This window comes from Aquibium carbonis (assembly GCF_003970795.1).
Classification (GTDB): Bacteria; Pseudomonadota; Alphaproteobacteria; order Rhizobiales; family Rhizobiaceae; genus Aquibium; species Aquibium carbonis.
This window is the reverse complement of record NZ_RWKW01000093.1, coordinates 49,352-65,670: the sequence shown is the minus strand read 5'-3', so window position 1 is coordinate 65,670 and position 16,319 is coordinate 49,352. Positions and strand designations below refer to the sequence as shown.

The following is a 16,319-nucleotide window of genomic DNA, read 5'->3' as shown; positions in this document are numbered from 1 at the left end:
CCATCCAAAGAATCCAGATCAAACCTCCACGCCAGTCCTATTTCTCAAATGCGATTCCCCTAATGGCATGTCCGCCGCGCCGCCGAAGATGCTAGTCTACATCCGCCGGCCGGGTGAGCAGATGACCGATTGCGCGCGACAGATTCTCCAGCAGGCCCTTGGTCGGCACATGGATGGCAAGCCCTATGCCCTCATCGACTATCCCAGCTATGCAAACCCCGGCGACGCGGCCATCTGGTGCGGCGCGCGGGGGCTGCTCGAGACGGCGGCGGGTCGTGCGCCGTCCTACGTCTCGACCCTTCGCCACTTCGACGCCGACGAATGTCGGCGCGCGGTGGCCGGTGGACCGGTCTTCTTTCTCGGCGGCGGCAATTTCGGATCGCTCTACGAGAAGCATCACCGCCTGCGCCTGCGTGCCGTGGAGCAGATTGCCGACCAGGTGATCGTCCTGCTGCCATTGAGCGTCGCGGAGAAACCGCTTCCGGCGTCCGACCCGGTATTGGTGGCGCGTACACGCGAGGTGTTCGGCGGATGCGCCCGGCTGACGATCCTGTCGCGCGAACACCGGAGCCGGGCGATCCTCCGCGACGTCTACGGGCTCGATTCGAGCCTGTGTCCGGATACCGCGCATGGCTTGGCGCCTCCGGTCCAGGCGCCGGTCGTGGGGCTGGTGCGGCTTGCGCGCTGCGACGGCGAGGCGCCGCGGCGAGAAACGGCGCACAAGTCTTCGAAGGACGATGCGTTCGACTGGTCGGACGACGCGTCGCTGCGATGGATCAACCGGGCCGGAAAGCTCGCCCCGCTCATTCCTGTTCAGCGATTGCGGCTCGCCGCCTTCGATCATGTCGCCCGACGAAAGGTCGCAGTCGCCTGCCGGCTGCTCGGGCGCGGCCGCGTCGTCGCGACCGACCGCCTCCACGGTGTCATCCTGGCCGACCTGATGGGACGCGAAGTGATCGCGTCGGACAACGCGACCGGCAAGGTCCGTTCCTACGTCGAGACCTGGGCGGCACAGCTGACGCGCGTTTCTCTCGCTGCCGGCGAGGAATGACCGTTCTCAGCCGAAACGCCGATCGCGGGGGAATTCAGCCGCATGACGTTCGCGCATGCGCACCGTGTCGAACTGGTAGCGCAGGTTGGTGATGAAGCGTCGCGCCGGGCTCATCCTGTTGTGCGACTCCCGGTCGCTGTCGAGCGTGCTGGCGGAAAACGGGTCGGTTCTCGGCACGCAGATGGAGGGCACGACGATCCTCGTGCACAGGCCGTGCACCCACCAGAACTTCAGCGCCATGTCCACCGGCAGGCTGAACGGCATCATGATGCGCGAGAGGTGCTCTGCGGCCGGCTTCGTTATCGCATAGGCGATGGTCGACATGGGATACTTGCGCGCCAGCGCAATCGAATGCCGGCCGTAAAGCGGTCGAACATCTTCCATCGGCACCGGCTTGGAGCAGAACAGCCGCACCATGTCCCAGTCGCGCTCGCGGGCTTCGATCGCCAGCATCGCTTCCCTCGCGCCGGCGACAAACGACACGTCATCCTCGAAGACCCAGGCCATCTCGGCCGACCCTAGGGCGATTTCGCGCCAAACCTTGATGTGCGACAGGAAGCAGGCGATCTCGCCCGGGCTGAGCACGCGCTTGAACGGGATCTTCGGCGAAGGATCAACCGCCTTTCGGAGCGCCCCCGGATCCAGGTCCCGGTAGTCGACGCCGGCAATCCGCGTGAAGCCTATTCCCAGCGCTTCCAGTTCCCGGATCGACGCCTCGCGCCGCTCCGGATGGCGGTCCAGATTGATGAAGTAGGCGAGATTCGAAAAACCGGTCACGAGCGGTCGCCCGGCAGTGCGACCGGCCGCGACGCTCCATCTTCGGCACGTCGTGCCGTTCCGCCGGACGAGACGCCGCCGCCCGGGTCGAGCGAACGCAGCTTCGTCATCATGCGCTGCCTCGAGCCTGCGGCGGGCCGCGGCTTGCCATGGAGGTGCTTGCAGTGTCTGCAGCCATACTGTCTGCCGCACGAGGTGGCACGGCACGATACCGGATTTGCGTGGTCGAGCATGACGCGTTCGAGATGATCCGCGCGAGAGGACTTGATGTAGATGAGATCGTTCTCTGTAAGCGTGTCCTTGAGAAAAGCCATCAGCGAATCGAATTCGTCGAAGATGAAAAGGCGGCTCTGGTGGTCCGACGTCAGGCGCCGAATGCGTTCGGCCTGCGGACCGTAGAAGATGACGATCTGAGCCGCGGCCAACGCGGATTTCGCGGCGTTCACGTATTTCGCTCTCGCGTTGCCGCGGTAGTCGGAGATCGTGCCGATGAGCATGATCTTTCGCGGTGCGTCGGCCGCGGCCAGGATCTCGATGCTCGACGGGATCGTCCAGTCCGGCGCCTTGCAGGAATCGACGATGAACGTCACGCCGCCATGGACGTGGACGCCGTCCTTGAAGGCGTCGGGTTCCACGGCCCCTATCAATTCCGCCACGTGTTTCTGGTCCAGGCCGAGCACATGCGCCGTCGCCACCGCGGCAAGGACGCTCGTCGCCCATCGCTCGCCGAGAAAACGCGTTCTCATGTCGATTTGCGCGTCACCGACTTGAACGCGCAGGGACAGCCTTTCGGGATGGCGGCTGGAGCAAGACACGAGCCTGATGTCCGCGTCGGGGTGTCGGCCGAAGGTGACGACCTTCGCCTTCGTGCGGCTGGCCATGGCGGCGACCAGGGGATCGTCGGCATTGAGGATGGCAAAACCATCATGGGGAAGCGATTCGACGAGTTGCGCCTTGGCGCAGGCGATGGCGTCCAGGGTCTTGAAGTGAGAAATGTGGTCCATGCCGATGGTCGTGACGACGCCGATCGTGGGGCGCACGAACGCGAGCGAAGACTTCATGGCGCCGCCATCGTGGCCGCTGATCTCCTGGACCCACAAACCGGCCTTGCGGGGCCTTCTCACGAAAGTCTTGCGAATCCCATCGGTCGTGTTGAGGCCCGATCCGAGATGAACGACGTGGTCGGCTCCCAGCGCCGCTGCAATCAGGCGGCTGGTGGTCGACTTCCCGGCGCTGCCGGTGACGCCCACGATGGCGTCGAACCGTGTTCTACGGCGCAAGAGGATCGCCAGCGGGATCTTCCACCTCGTGCGGACCGCGCGAACCGCCTTGCGGATCATGCCGTCGCGCGGATTGAGGACCTCAGCGAGCCCGCGCGCCCAGCCGCGATGGCCCAACGCGCCGGTCACGGTGAGTTCGCCATCGCTGCGCCGTCACCGGCACCGCTTGCGGCCGGCGTCGCGGCTTCGCCGGCCAGGCCGAGCATCTGGGCGAGCCTCAGGCGCTGTATCTTGCCCGTGGGGCCTTTCGGGATGGCTTCGAGGAAGACGACGGTTCGCGGCACCTTGTGCGGCGCGAGCACCTTCGCCAGGGCGCCGCGGATGTCGTCGGCCTTCAGGAGCTGGCCTTCCGCGCGTACGATCGCGACGGCGACGTCCTCGCCGAGCGTCTTATGCGGGATGCCGAAGGCGATTGCCTCCGCGATCCGGTCGTCGCGCGCCAGCACCGCGTCGATTTCCAGCGGCGCGATCTTCTCGCCGCCGCGGTTGATGATTTCCTTCGTCCGCCCGGTGATGGTCAGGCGTCCGTGGACGTCGAGATGTCCCTGGTCTCCGGTATCGAACCACCCGTTGCGGAATGCAGTCGCATTGGCGTTCGGCGCCTTCAGGTAGCCGGTGTGGACGTTCTCGCCCTTGATGACGATGGCGCCGACCGTCCCGGCCGGCACGTCACGCCAGGCGTCGTCGACGATGCGCACCTGCGTGCCGGTGGCGTGGCCGACCGAGCCCGGCTGTCGGTGCGCGAGTCCGTTGCTGGTGATCTGATGCGCCGCTTCCGTCATTCCGTAGGCCTCGACGACAGGGCAACCGAATGTTCTTTCCAGTCCTTCAAGCGTAGCGGGGGCAAGCGCCGCGGAAGAGGAACGTACGAAGCGCAGACGCGCCTTGCCGAGGATCCCGGGGTTGCGCTTGGCGCGCTGGAGAATGGCCTGGTGCATCGAAGGCACCGCGGAGTACCAGCTCGGCGAGAACTCGCCGATCCACCGGAAGACCTTCATTGCGTCGAAGCCCGCCGTGCAGACGACAGCGCCGCCGGCCGAGAGCGGCGCGCACAGCGTGGCGATGAGCCCGTGGATGTGAAACAGCGGCAGTATCGAAAGACCGACATCGTCGTGCCCGAGCCCGAGCGTGCCGACGATGTTCCGGATCGAGGCCTCGATGTTGGCGCGGGTCAGCCCGACCAGCTTCGGCCTGGCCGTCGTGCCCGAGGTGTGAAGCAGCAGGACGATGTCGCTGGCCTGGTTCAGGCTGCAAGGGCCGGCTTCGCCCGGCAGCCCGTCGGGCAGGTCGACGTGGAGTTCGTCGCAGCCGCCGTCGATTGCGAGGTCCACCTCCGCCACCATCATGCCGCGGGCCCGTGCCACGGACTTGGCCGCTTCAAATCCCGCCTTCGGGCAGATCAGCAGCTTGGCGCCGAGATCATCGAGGTAGAAGGCCAGTTCCGCTTCCCGATAACCGGGGTTCAGCGGTGCCGCGGTCGCGACCGTCGAGACCGCCAGGAAGAGAATGGCCATCTCCGGGCCGTTGGGCATCAGCAAGGCGACGGCATCGCCCGGCTTCAGTCCGGCCGCTGCCAGCCTCGTCGCCACAAGGGCGACCGAGGAGGCGAGGCGTCGATGGGAGCATGCTTGACGGCCCGGAGAAAGAAGTGCCGTCTTGTCGCCGGTGCCGTCGGAAACGGGAGGCAGGAACGGGCAGTGAAGGGGAGCCTTCGCCTCTCTCATCAAGTACCAACAATCATGGATTGAAATCTCGCCTTCCGCGCGCAAGCAAGATCCACCATAGCTGAAACAGATCCATCCTGCTTGGCCTAACGATGACAGACCCCTATTTCTCATACGACGTGGTGCATGAGGTTTCGTCTGGAGACGCTGGGCAGCCGATTGTATTCTATAAGAGAACACGTCTCAAGGTGGTGCCGCCGCGTCGGCTATCCGAAAAAGACTTGCGCGAAGTTCTCGGCTTGGGCGGGACCGCTGCGGCGACCCTGCTGCCGTCGCGGACGTGGCCAGCCCTTGGTCGCCTGGCGTCCAACTTGCGATATCGCCGCAAGCGCAGGAAAGGCTATGCTGCCTTCCTGGACGCCATGCAAAGGGTGCTCGGCAACGAGGTCGAAGCCGAATGCGAGGCCTTTTTCCGAAACCACCTCGAGAACCTGGCCCGGCGGCGGTTCATGTTCACCATCGACGAACTCGCCGGCGGCCGGAAGCCGCAGATCGACGTGGTTGGCGCAGAGAGGCTGCGGGCCGCGCTCGATCGCGGCCGGGGCGCCATCGTCTGGGCGTCCCAGTTCGTCTACCAGACGCTGGCCGGAAAGCGCGCCCTTTGGGAACAGGGCTTCCGGCCGATCCAGATCAGCGACCCATATCACGGCTTTTCGGACACAATCTTTGGAAACGTCTCGATCAATCCGCTGCTGAGGCGCGCGGAGGGGCGTTACCTCAAGGACCGCATCACCTTCGACCGCGAGAGTGGCGCAACCGTCACCCGCAAGATCGTCAGCCTGCTGGATCAGGGCGAACTGATCATCCTCACCAACAACCTCCATGCCGGGTCGATGTTCGTGGAAATGCGGTTTGGCGAACGCGGCCACGTCAGCATGCCCACTGCGCCACTCTCGATCGTTGCGCGGCGTGCGACCCCGTTCTTCTCGATGGCCACACTGGAGACCGTGCCTTTCGCGAGGATGGAAGCGGTCATCGAGCCGATCGGCGATGCGACCCTCGAAGCCGCAGACCCACGCTCGAAGCGCGACTACGAAAGCATGGCGAGGTTGGCCCTGATCGCGCGCGACAATCTGCTGACCCAGTTCCGCCGCGCGCCGGACCAGTTTCTCCTGCCCGCAGGCCTGGGGCGCAGCAAGTTCGAGGCGGAATGAGCCGGATCGGTCGCGCCGCGTTCAGCGGGGGAGGCGCAGGCTCCGGCGCCCGGGGAGCAGGTTCACCCGGCACGCAAAGCTCGATCTGAACTGATCGGCCACGCGATCCTTCCACGGGGTGCGTCCGATCATGAAATCCACGGACGACAACTGCCGCCCGATCGCGAAGCGGATCTTTTCGAGGGTCAGCACCCAGCCGGGCGAGAAACGCTCCCAGGCGGGATTGAACGCCATCTTGGACGAAAAGATCGTCCCGTCGCGTTCGAGGCAAAGGCTGCTCGCGATCCATTCGTCGCCTGCTGCCAGCCGAAGGACGTGTGTGCGGTTGCGAGCGTCCTCCCGGGCGGCGACCCACTGAAACCAGGCTTCCGTCTCGGGCGGTACGATCCAGTCGGGCAGGTCGTGTTCCTTCACCCATTCGCGCTTCCGCGAGAAGATTCGAGCGATTTCGAGCCGTCGTTCATCCGGATCGGTGACGATATGAAGTGGCCCGGCGCCCGCCTTGCCCAGCCGGCGGCTGAGGTTGCGGTATTGCTGACGCCGGCTCGCCGGCATCGCCGCGAGGTACGCGTCCCAGGTCTCGTAGACCGTGAGGTCGACACAGGGCGCGACCGTGCGCTGGGTGAGCCGAAAACCGGCCGCGACGAGCACCCGGTGCAGCGCCGTTCCCTCGAGCACATAGGCGATCTTCAAGGCGCGCCGCGTCCAGGAGGCCTCCAGGTAGTACGTGAACAGGCGCGCCGCGGCGGTCGGGTCCATGCCGGGATCGACAAGCAGGCCGTCGTAAAACGGCGTCCTGGAGTCCAGCCACTGCAGCACATGCGTGCCCAGTCGGTCCCGGCGCCTGAGCATCGGCGCCCCGAAAACAAGCCTGCCCCTGTCGCGGATCACGAGGACGTTGAGGAACGTCCGCGGGTCTTTCCTGTGTCTGGCCCAGTTCGCGCGGACGAGTTCCATCCGCGTGAAGAACCCTTCCGGCCCGATCAGCGCGTTGACGGCCGTCCATTCCGGCGCAACCCTCTCCAGGCCGTTTTCGTCGGAGATGACCTCGAAGGTGATGTCGTGGTCGCCCTCGATCCTCCCATGCTCACGGGGCGGGGCTTGGGCCATCCGCGGCGGATCGGCGGCGTCGAGGCTCATCGGATCGGCCGTTCGACCTGGCGGATGAAGCGCCTCTGGCGCTTGAACCGCTTGAAACGGCGGGCGATCTCGTCGAGGGGTACGATCCGCGTCAAGAACTTCTTCACGTGGTAGCGGCGTATCGCACGGTCGGCGGCCGCCGCAATGGCCGCGTGGCCGCCGCCTGCCGCCACAGACCGCATGTAGCGCATTTCGGACAGGGTTCCCGGGCCGGTCACCTGGAGAGGGCCCGACGTCGACGCCAGGTGGCGATATGTCGGCGCCCCGGTGCGCATGTCGACCAGGTCGAGCGCGGCAAGCATGAACTGGCAGCTGCGGCACGTTCCGCAATGCTCGAAGCGCCGGTTGCAGACGCGCAGGTGGTCCATCAAGGCCGGTTCACGGCTTATCCGCTGCACCTTGGCAAGGCGATGCTCCAGTCCGTGGTGCTCGATGCGTGCGCCGCCCGTGCCCCACAGATGATCGAGCGCGGGGTGCGATCCCCACCGGAAGGTCCAGGCGGAATCGTCACCCGACGAAGCGATCAGCTGGTTCTCGAATGCGTGCGCCAGCATGTGCCGCACCGCCGCCAGCACTGCGCCGTGATACTCGACCCAGCCGATCAGGCGATCGGAAACCGAACGAATGTCCGTCGTCACCAGAATGTACCCCACGCCGAACCGCGCCGCGACGTCTTTGGCGAGAGCTTCGAGCCGGGCGACGCGCGGGGCGTCGGTGAGCGCCACGTCGGCCCCGATGAGCGTGACGAGACTGGTGATCCGGTCCCGTTCGGTCGCAAGCGAATAGCTGGAATCGACGCCGCCCGAAAAGAAAAGGCCGGTTCCACGCCCCTCTGGATAGGTGCGGTGGATGATCGGCCCGGTGTCCACCGCAACGGTCCTGTAGCCGGGATACCATTCGCACAGCAGCGCCTGGATGTCGCGTGTGTTGTCCAGCAGTTCCCGGTCGACCTCCGCTTCGATGTACAGGTCCACGCCCAATTCCATCGCCGGAACGAGGCCGAGGCAAAGGAGCGCGTCGCCGTTCGCAGCCAGTGTCGCGCCCTGCGCCGCGAAATGCACGATCCTGTCGTAGCCGCCGCACCTGAACCGGACCGCGAGGCCGCCCGACGCCTGCGTCGCCGCGTCCGGCGCGACGAAGGAAAGGCAAAGGCGGTCGATCGTGGTCATTCGGTCGCTGTCTTCGGGCTATGCGGGCCGGCCGTCGCAGGCCGCTGCCCTCTGATACAATGGCGGCGGCGATCCACCAATCATCATCATGCCGAACGAGGCGTTCCGACGAGAAGGACGCCCGACGTCGCTCAGGCGGCGTCGTATTGCCCCATGGCCAGCACTGGCGAGGACGCCGCCGAACCGAGCGGACCGATCGATCGGATCTTTCTGGCGACGACCCCGCTCAACAGCGGCGCCGGGTGACAGGACATCAGGGCTCCGCTTGCGCCTCCGAGACGACGCGGCAGCACCGAGGCCTTGCCGAACTCGCAGGTTCCCAGGATCTCGAAGCCGGATTCGGGGTGCAGGAGCCCTTGCCAGCTATGGCGGCTGAACCGGCAGAAATCCCACGGCTCCGCATGCAGGGGCCAGGTGGTTGGCGCGCGGCAGATGAACAATCCGCCCTGTTTCAGAACGCGGTTCGCCTGCGTCACGAACGACACAGGGCTGACGAGATGCTCCAGGACCTCCGATGAATAGACGACGTCGACCGAGTCTTCGGCGATATGGCGCGAAAGCTGATGGGCGTCTCCGACGATGTCGACGTTCGGCGACGACGCGATGTCGAGACCCGCATAGCGCCAGCCGAGCGAACGCGTCCAGTTTCGGATCGACGCGCTGATGGCGCCGCGAGCGCCCACTTCCAGAAAGACCGGATCCGCACCGGCCGAAACGATCCTGTCGGCGATGAAGCGATTGACGATCGCCAACCATTCGTCGTCTCCGCCCTCTTGGAGCAAGGCGGCGATGTCGATGTCATGCGTGGAGCCGTCTTCGAAGACCGCCTTGAGAAAGACGTCGCCAAGCTGCCCGACCTCCTCGACAGGGCGAGACTGATAATCCGGGAGATCGTCCAGCAGCATTGTCACGGCATGACCGTCGTGCACGAAGGCTGGACCATAGCGGTCGACCAAAGCGGGAGCCATGATGGGCGAGGACGGCTTCCGCGCCGCCGGCCAGCAATAGGCGTCATCCCGTCCCGGCGCGGGTGCTCGGCCCCCGAGCGGCCAGCTCCACCACTGGACCTTGGCAAGCGCCATCGACCGATGGCGCACGCCAAGTGCGCGCAAGGCGGTGCCGGGTTTGTGAATCTCGAACTCGACCTTGATGAAGTTCTCGATGACGACGCATTCCTGGATGGCGCAGACGACATCTCCGAGCTTCGATGCGCTACTGTGCTCCATCGACCGGAAGACCTCCGGTGACGGCCAGACTTCGAACAGGGCGGGCGCTGTTTTGAACGCGCAGCGATCGGATTCGGAGTTTGTGGCGCCCTTGGCGAACACATAGAGATACTCCAGGCGTGTGCGGAATGGCTCGAACGCGAAACTGATCGCGAGGCGCCCGTCGGACAGGGGGCTGACGGAGAGGTCGCGGATTTCTTCCGAGACGCTGAGGATCGATCCATCCGCGGCCACCGTCGCCACGGCCTTCTGCATCTTCGTCACCCTTCCGTGGACCTCGAGGCGGAAGCTTGCCGCCGTACCGGTCGACAATTCGAGTGTCACCCGATGCCTTGCGCCCGCGATGAAGGTGAACTGGAAGGCGAGCGCCGCCTCGTCGCCCGTGCCGGCGATCTCGAAGGTCCGGCCATGCGCGGCCAGAGTGGTGCTGGCGGGATCGATCAAGGTCGGCGTCACCTCGATCACATCGCGGGGCGGCTGCGCCGGTGGGGGCACGGACGATTGCCAGGAATAGGACTTCACGACCCTAGAAATCCCCGAACTTCAGATGCTCGACGACAGGCGAAAAATCGCCGCCATTGCCGGTGACGATGTGCTCGATCCTGTCGAGATTGGGAACGCCAAGGGGGTTCTTTCGCAGCAGGTCCTTCTTGACGAGCGGGACCTGAAAACGCTCGATCAGCCGATCCGCGAAGCAATGCGTGGGATTCATCGGGCGACCACGGAGCAGACAGCTCTCGAGCCATTCGACGAACTCGCGCTCGCCCGGGCGATCCGAATAGCGCTGCTTGCCATGGGCGTGCCAATCGGAGACGAGTTCCTTGTAGGGAACGAAGCAGTCGGTCGAAAATCCGTGGCGGAGGAGGTACTGCGTAAGGCCCACTTCGCCTGAATGGATGACACGCCTCCGGTCCGTGGTGTTCGGCAACCGGTCGAGAAACCTCCAGAAGCTCTTGGTTCCGAAGAGTTCGGCCGATAGGCGCATGAAGTAGCTCTGGATATGGTAGGCGGTATCATAGGAGTCGGTGATGCCCCACAGCGCCGCGTCCGAAGCACGCGAAGCCTGCAGCATCCGGCCCAGCCCGCCGAAGTAGCCGTAGCAGGAATCATTCGTCAGCAGCACTTCCGCGGGCTGAAAGCCCTGGCTGCGAAGCCATTTCAGGCCGAAACGATAGGCGCCGAAGTCATGTCCCAGATTGCGTCTGTGAACGAGTTCCAGGCAGTGGGGCGCCAGCGACTCCAGGTCCGGCCTCGACCGCGCGTGCGACACGAAGACGACCCGGTATCCGTGATCACACAGGGCGGCAATCTGATCGCGTACGTAGCGGTGCAGCAGCCGTCCGCCATCGTAGTGGACATAGATGCACATCGATGTCGACGCGCGGCATGGATCTGCGCCGGCGATGCGGGAGCGAACCTCGCCGAGGAGCAAGGAGCTCGCACGAACGCGGAGATCACGGGTGAGAATGCGCGCCGCCTGCGAGAGTGGATATCTGGCCATGGTCAGTCTTCCAGACCGGAGATGAGCGTCTGAAGCGAGTCGAGGTTCCGGCGCAGATCGTCCGGCAGGGGCTTTTCCACACCCGGCAGCGACGTCTGGAGGTTTTCGCACAAGGCGATCTGATACTGACGGCGCGCAAACGGCAGGAAGTGGGCAGCTTCCTGGCCAAACTGCCGTTCAACCTCCGCACGCCGCTCCAGCACGCGCACTGCGGCATCGAGCATGCGCAGCTTGGTGCGGTAGTCTCCTCGCGTAAATCCGACCTGCAGCGCGCCGAACAGAAGCGCGTTGCCGAGCCATGCCGGAAAGCGATCGAGCAGGGCCAGCGGCAGGCTGTTCTGGAGCAGTTCCGTCAGATTGGGCTCTTCGATCTCGAAAGCATAGATGCGCCTGGTCGCGGTCAGAAGACGCTCGTAGGCCCGACCGGCGCGGGCGGCATCGCCCGTGTTCAGCGAATCCTTGAAAAGTCGGCAAAGGGCGCCCGTCGAGACGTGCGGATCCTGTGCTGCCGCGAGGTTTTCGAGATAGTCGAGGTAGAGCGGCCATTGGGGCTCGTTCACGACGACGTCCGGCATCTGGCGACGCCGTGCCCAGACGAATGTCTGGACACCCTCGGTATGGGTTCTCACCTGCAGGCCGTGGCGGCTCAGCATGTCGCTCAGGGCCTGGGGGGAGATGATCGTGTAGTGGAAACCCGGAGAAAGCACCGCGATCAGGCTGGAACTCTCCGTTTCAGGCGAGACGGCCGCGGTGGAAGGGGTCGTCAGGATCAGCGTCCCGTCGTCAGCCATGAGGGCGACGAGAGAATCGATGAAGCGCTGCGGGTCAGGTGTGTGCTCGATGACCTCGCTGCTGTACACGATGCCGAAACGCTGGCCCGGATTGGCGGCGATGAAGGCGTCGAGATCGCCGGGTCGGTTGTCGATCCCGAGTTTTTCGCGCCCGAGTTGGCCATAGTGCGACGGTTCGATGCCCACCGCCGCATGGCCCCTCCGCCGCCAGAAGTCGACGATGAAACCAAAACCGGCGCCCACGTCGATCAGTGATGTGTCAGGCAGGGGGCGCAGGGCGAGGAGCGGCGCGAGCATGGCGCTGATGCCGGCCCCGACCTGCACATAGTCGAGCCAGAACGTCTCGGAAAGTGGCATGTCCTCGTAGGCGCCCGCCGGTTCCTCGCCGTCGAAATAGAAGGAGGCGCAGGACGGACAGCGAAACAGACGCAGCGGCGCAGTGCGCCCGTTCGGACCCGGCGAGAGCGTGAGGTGAAGCGTCGCCCCTCCCGCACCGCAGACCCGACATGGCTTCACCGGCACATCGCCGGTGTGCGCAAAATCGACGTTCATGTCAGGACATTCCTATTCTCACCCGCCGCAAGGAACCAGGCTTGGAGCTTTCTCGTGCATTCCGCTGGAAGGAGCACCCGAGCCATTGCCAGGCCCGGGGGCCGGGCAAGCCATCGTTCGACCGGGACTCCAGACCAGACCGTCGAACGGTCGATTGCCGCGAATGGGGGGCCAATGTCAATTCGCACCTCCTGCGCGCCTTTCGCCGCCGTTTCACTGGCGGCGGACGAAAGAGCGAACATGCTTGCGCTACCAAGGGTTGCGAGCGTCTCGAAAGAAACGGAAATGATGTCGGCGGACGATGCCGGAGCCGGCAACGGGTCCCGGCTTTCGGCTTGGGGTCCTCGCCCGCCCAGCGACGAATCACCATCGGGATTGGGCGCGGGATGACCGGGCCCGGTGATCGAGCGCATCGAAGTGCGCCGGGATCGTCACGCCCGTTCGGGAGCGGAGCCTACGCCACGCTGCCGCCGCCATCGACCAGGATGACGCTGCCGGTCATGAAGCCATTCTGCATCAGGTGGACGATCTGCGCCGCGATCTCCTCGGGCTTGCCTACCCGCTTCAGCGGCAGCGCCGCCGCGGTGCGTTCGAACAGCGCCAGCCGCTGCTCCTCGGGCAGGTGATCCCACCAAGGTGTATCGATTCGCCCGGGAGAGACGGAATTGACCCTGACGGGCGCCATCTCCGTCGCCAGCGCCCTGGCCAGCGTGTCGATGGCCGCATTGATCGCGCTCAGCATGGTCGCGGCGCCGGTGGGACGCGTGCCGATCATCCCCGAGACCAGCGTCAGGCTGCCGCCGGGCCGGATCCGCGCCGCATGAGCGACGTTCGCCGCGCCCCAGAACTTGCTGTCAATGGCCGCGTGCGCGTCGGCTAGCGGGAGGGCCCGCAAGGGGCCGACCGACAGTTCCGCCGCCGAGACGACCACGTGATCGAACGGTTCGCGTTCGTCGAAGAAGGTTTTCACGGCCGCGGCATCGCGCACGTCGATCGATGCGGTCGCCGCGCCGCCAAGCGCGCTGCTGGCCCGCGCGAGGCGCTCGGGCGTTCGCGACACCAGGCTGATCCGTGCGCCGAGCGCGAGCGCGGCGCGCGCTGCGGCGAAGCCGATGCCGGAGGAACCGCCGAAGATGGCGACCGACTGGCCTGCCAGCGGCGCGGCGCTCAAGGCCGGGCGTCCTCGTGGTCGGCTTTCGCCTCGAGCGTCGAGCCGGCCAGAAGCTCGCAGAACCGCGCCAGCGCGGTGTGATCCTGGCCGGGGCCGAGCACCTTCTGGGCGCCGCCCCACATCTCCTTGCACAGGTTGGCGAAGGGGGCCGGGGTCGAGGTTCCCTGGGCCACACCCATGGCGATGCCGAGATCCTTCACCATCAGGTCGAGCCCGAATCCGGCGTCGAACTTGCGCGACAGCACGAACTGCTTGAATTTTTTCTGCGTCGAGTTGTTCATTCCGGTCGAGACGTTGAGCACGTCGACCATCAGCGCCGGATCGAGGCCGAAGCGCTGGCCGATCAGCAGCGCCTCGATGCCGATCAGGAAGCCGCCCGCGCTGACGAGGTTGTTGAGCGCCTTCATCGCGTGGGCGCTGCCGATCGGGCCCGTCCGCACGATCGAGCTTCCCATCTGCTTCAGGGCCGCCTCGGCGCGATCGATGTCGGCCGCCTCGCCGCCCGCCATGATCGCCAGCTCGCCGGTCCTCGCCCTCGAAACGCCGCCGGAGACCGGCGCGTCGATCATCGCGATGCCCTGGCCGGCGATCCGCGCGGCGATCGACCGCGTCGCATCCGGCACGCCGCTGGACATGTCGATCACCAGCGCGCCCGGTGCCAGGCCGGCCAGCGCTCCGTCCTCGCCGTCGAGCACCTTTTCCACGATGGCGCTGGAGGGAAGCATCGTGATCAGGATCTCGCAGCCGGTCGCCGCATCCCGTGGCGACGCCGCCGCCCGCGCGCCGATCGCCGCCGCGATGCCGCCGGTGCGGGCCGCGTCGGCGTCAAAGACCGAGAGTGCGAAGCCCGCCGCCACCAGGCGAGCCGCCATCGGTTCGCCCATGGCTCCCAGGCCGATGAAGCCAATGCTGGTCTTGTCGTCCATGGTCATTCCTTGCTGGTCAGTTGAACATCTGGCGCGGCAGCCAAAGCGACAGTTCCGGGAAGGACAGCAGCAGCGCGAGAACGACCGCCTCCATCGCGATGAAGGGCAGGATGCCACGATAGATGTCGGGCAACCGCACCTTGCCTTCGGCCGCGCCGATGACTGCGAACAGGTTCATGCCGACCGGCGGACTGAGGACCGCCAGCTCCACCATCTTCACCATGATGACCCCGAACCACACGCCATCATACCCGAGCGCGGTGACCATCGGATAGACGAAGGGCAGCGTCATCACCTGCATCGCCAGCGGATCCATGAACATGCCGAGCACGATGAAGACCGCGATCAGGATCAGCATGAAGACGATGGGCGACAGTTCGAGCGCCTGCAGCAGATCGGTCGCCGAGGTCACGGTGCCGGCGACGAGGAAGAAGCGCGTGAACATCAGCCCGCCGATGATGACGATGAACAGCGCGGCCGTCACGCCTGCGGCCGAGCGAAGGCAGTCGGCGAGGTCGGCGGTCGACAGCCGACGCCGCGCGACGGCGATCACCAGCGCGCCGATCGCGCCGAGCGCACCCGCGCCGGAAGGCGTCGTAAAGCCCAGATAGATGCCGCCGATGACGAGGCCGGCCAAGAGGAAGGTAGCCCACAGGGCGATGGCGCTGCGGCCGATCTCGCCGAAGCTGGCGCGCGGCTGCGGCGGCGGCGCCAGGCTCGGCTTGGCCCGGACGAGGAAGGCGGAACCGATCATGTAGGCGGCAGCCGTGAGGATGCCCGGCACCACGCCGGCGATCAGGAGCTCCGCGACCGATTCTCCCGTCAGCAGGCCGTAGATGACGAAGCTGATCGAGGGCGGAATGAGCGCGGCGATCGTGCCCGCGGCGGCGATGCAGCCCGCCGAGAAGGCGCGGTCATAGCCAAGGCGAAGCATTTCCGACAACGCGATGCGCGTGAACAGCGCCGCATTGACGAGGGTCGATCCGGAAATGGCGGCGAAACCGGCCGAGGCGAGGATCGTCGCCTGGTAGAGACCGCCGCGCGTCGAGCGCAGGATCAGGTTGGAGAAGGAGAAGAGTTCCTGCGTGATCCCGGAGGCGGAGGCGATCGCCCCCATCAGGATGAACATCGGGATGACCACGAAGCTGTAGTCGGAGGCCATCGCGAAGGGCAGGTTCATCAGCGTGTTGAGCGCGAACGCCGGCCCGCCGGTCGTCCAGAGCCCGACGACGGCGACGCCCGCCATGGCGATGCCGACCGGCACGCCGATGATCGAGAGGGCCAGCATCGCGGCGATCGCGATGAAGCCGATCGTCAACGGATCAAGCATCCTGGCCATCCTTGGTCTCGGTCGCAGGCGCGTCGACGCCGGCGATCAGCCGCAACAGCTGTCGGGCGAACTCGGCGGTGGCCAGCCAGGCGCCGACCGCGGCCAGTGTCTTGAAGGGGGCCATCGGAAAGGCCAGCGCACCCAGCGCCGCCTCGCGGATGGCCCATGAATTGATGGCGAGCTTGGTCGTCTGCCACGCGACGAGGCCGATCAGCACGCCGGCGATCGAAAGGGAGATGATCCCGGAGACGCGCTTCAGGCGCGGACCCATGTTCTGCGTGGCGACGTCGATGACGATGTTGGAGCCGCGCGCCTGTGCTTCGGCCAGGCCGAGGAAGACGATGACGGCCAGAAGCGCGCCCGAAAGTTCCACCATGCCCGGGATGGGCTTCAGGAAGATGTTGGTCGACACCACATCGGTCGCGCCCATCAGCCCGACGATCAGGAGAAGCGCGGAAGCGGCAAGAAAGCCGACGTAGGAAATCCGCCGCAGCAGACGGTCGAGAAAGGCGAACAGGGCCATGGAG

Annotated in this window: 14 protein-coding genes; 2 read left to right on the top strand and 12 right to left on the bottom strand. The window is 65.8% G+C overall.

Features of this window, described 5'->3' with window-relative positions; all coding sequences use genetic code 11:
* The first annotated feature begins 67 nt into the window (after positions 1 to 67).
* On the top strand, positions 68 to 1,051 hold the full coding sequence (locus tag EJC49_RS21110) for a polysaccharide pyruvyl transferase family protein (RefSeq protein WP_126701905.1): 984 nt from the start codon (positions 68 to 70) through the stop codon (positions 1,049 to 1,051).
* 6 nt (positions 1,052 to 1,057) lie between these two features.
* On the opposite strand, the gene EJC49_RS25805 is transcribed toward EJC49_RS21110, so the two are convergent.
* From EJC49_RS25805 to EJC49_RS21095, 3 genes are read right to left on the bottom strand one after another with little or no spacing between them, the layout of a single operon-like run.
* On the bottom strand, positions 1,058 to 1,828 hold the full coding sequence (locus tag EJC49_RS25805; RefSeq protein WP_170314814.1) for a glycosyltransferase family 25 protein: 771 nt from the start codon (positions 1,826 to 1,828) through the stop codon (positions 1,058 to 1,060).
* Positions 1,825 to 3,237 carry a Mur ligase family protein gene (locus EJC49_RS21100; protein ID WP_126701903.1) on the bottom strand — a complete coding sequence of 471 codons (1,413 nt, stop codon included), beginning with the start codon at positions 3,235 to 3,237 and terminating at the stop codon, positions 1,825 to 1,827. Before EJC49_RS21100 ends, EJC49_RS25805 begins: the two co-directional genes overlap by 4 nt.
* Positions 3,234 to 4,832 (bottom strand): AMP-binding protein, encoded by a 1,599-nt coding sequence (locus EJC49_RS21095; RefSeq protein ID WP_126701902.1) that lies wholly within the window; start codon positions 4,830 to 4,832, stop codon positions 3,234 to 3,236. The genes EJC49_RS21100 and EJC49_RS21095 overlap by 4 nt, the downstream gene beginning before the upstream one ends.
* A 221-nt stretch (positions 4,833 to 5,053) precedes the next feature.
* Between EJC49_RS21095 and EJC49_RS21090 the strand changes: the two genes are divergently transcribed.
* On the top strand, positions 5,054 to 5,986 hold the full coding sequence (locus EJC49_RS21090) for a hypothetical protein (RefSeq protein ID WP_126701901.1): 933 nt from the start codon (positions 5,054 to 5,056) through the stop codon (positions 5,984 to 5,986).
* 21 nt (positions 5,987 to 6,007) lie between these two features.
* Here EJC49_RS21090 and EJC49_RS21085 read toward each other — a convergent pair whose 3' ends face one another.
* From EJC49_RS21085 to EJC49_RS21045, 9 genes are all read right to left on the bottom strand, one after another.
* Positions 6,008 to 7,126, bottom strand: a complete 1,119-nt coding sequence (locus EJC49_RS21085) for a GNAT family N-acetyltransferase (protein WP_126701900.1) — start codon at positions 7,124 to 7,126, stop codon at positions 6,008 to 6,010.
* Complete coding sequence (locus EJC49_RS21080) at positions 7,123 to 8,295, bottom strand: hypothetical protein (protein WP_126701899.1); 1,173 nt, start codon at positions 8,293 to 8,295, stop codon at positions 7,123 to 7,125. The genes EJC49_RS21085 and EJC49_RS21080 overlap by 4 nt, the downstream gene beginning before the upstream one ends.
* A gap of 131 nt (positions 8,296 to 8,426) precedes the next feature.
* Complete coding sequence (locus EJC49_RS21075) at positions 8,427 to 10,043, bottom strand: methyltransferase domain-containing protein (protein WP_126701898.1); 1,617 nt, start codon at positions 10,041 to 10,043, stop codon at positions 8,427 to 8,429.
* A 4-nt stretch (positions 10,044 to 10,047) separates the two neighbouring features.
* Positions 10,048 to 11,022: a rhamnan synthesis F family protein gene (locus EJC49_RS21070; RefSeq protein ID WP_126701897.1), complete on the bottom strand. Its 975-nt coding sequence runs from the start codon at positions 11,020 to 11,022 to the stop codon at positions 10,048 to 10,050.
* Positions 11,023 to 11,024: 2 nt separating this feature from the next.
* Positions 11,025 to 12,365 (bottom strand): class I SAM-dependent methyltransferase, encoded by a 1,341-nt coding sequence (locus tag EJC49_RS21065; RefSeq protein ID WP_126701896.1) that lies wholly within the window; start codon positions 12,363 to 12,365, stop codon positions 11,025 to 11,027.
* Between the two features lie 454 nt (positions 12,366 to 12,819).
* The gene (locus EJC49_RS21060) at positions 12,820 to 13,536 is read right to left on the bottom strand and encodes an SDR family oxidoreductase (protein ID WP_245453504.1); all 717 of its coding nucleotides are present in this window, start codon (positions 13,534 to 13,536) and stop codon (positions 12,820 to 12,822) included.
* On the bottom strand, positions 13,533 to 14,462 hold the full coding sequence (locus tag EJC49_RS21055) for an NAD(P)-dependent oxidoreductase (RefSeq protein ID WP_126701895.1): 930 nt from the start codon (positions 14,460 to 14,462) through the stop codon (positions 13,533 to 13,535). The genes EJC49_RS21060 and EJC49_RS21055 overlap by 4 nt, the downstream gene beginning before the upstream one ends.
* A gap of 16 nt (positions 14,463 to 14,478) precedes the next feature.
* Positions 14,479 to 15,792 (bottom strand): TRAP transporter large permease, encoded by a 1,314-nt coding sequence (locus EJC49_RS21050; RefSeq protein ID WP_170314813.1) that lies wholly within the window; start codon positions 15,790 to 15,792, stop codon positions 14,479 to 14,481.
* Positions 15,785 to 16,315 (bottom strand): TRAP transporter small permease subunit, encoded by a 531-nt coding sequence (locus tag EJC49_RS21045; protein ID WP_126701893.1) that lies wholly within the window; start codon positions 16,313 to 16,315, stop codon positions 15,785 to 15,787. The genes EJC49_RS21050 and EJC49_RS21045 overlap by 8 nt, the downstream gene beginning before the upstream one ends.
* Positions 16,316 to 16,319: the final 4 nt, after the last annotated feature.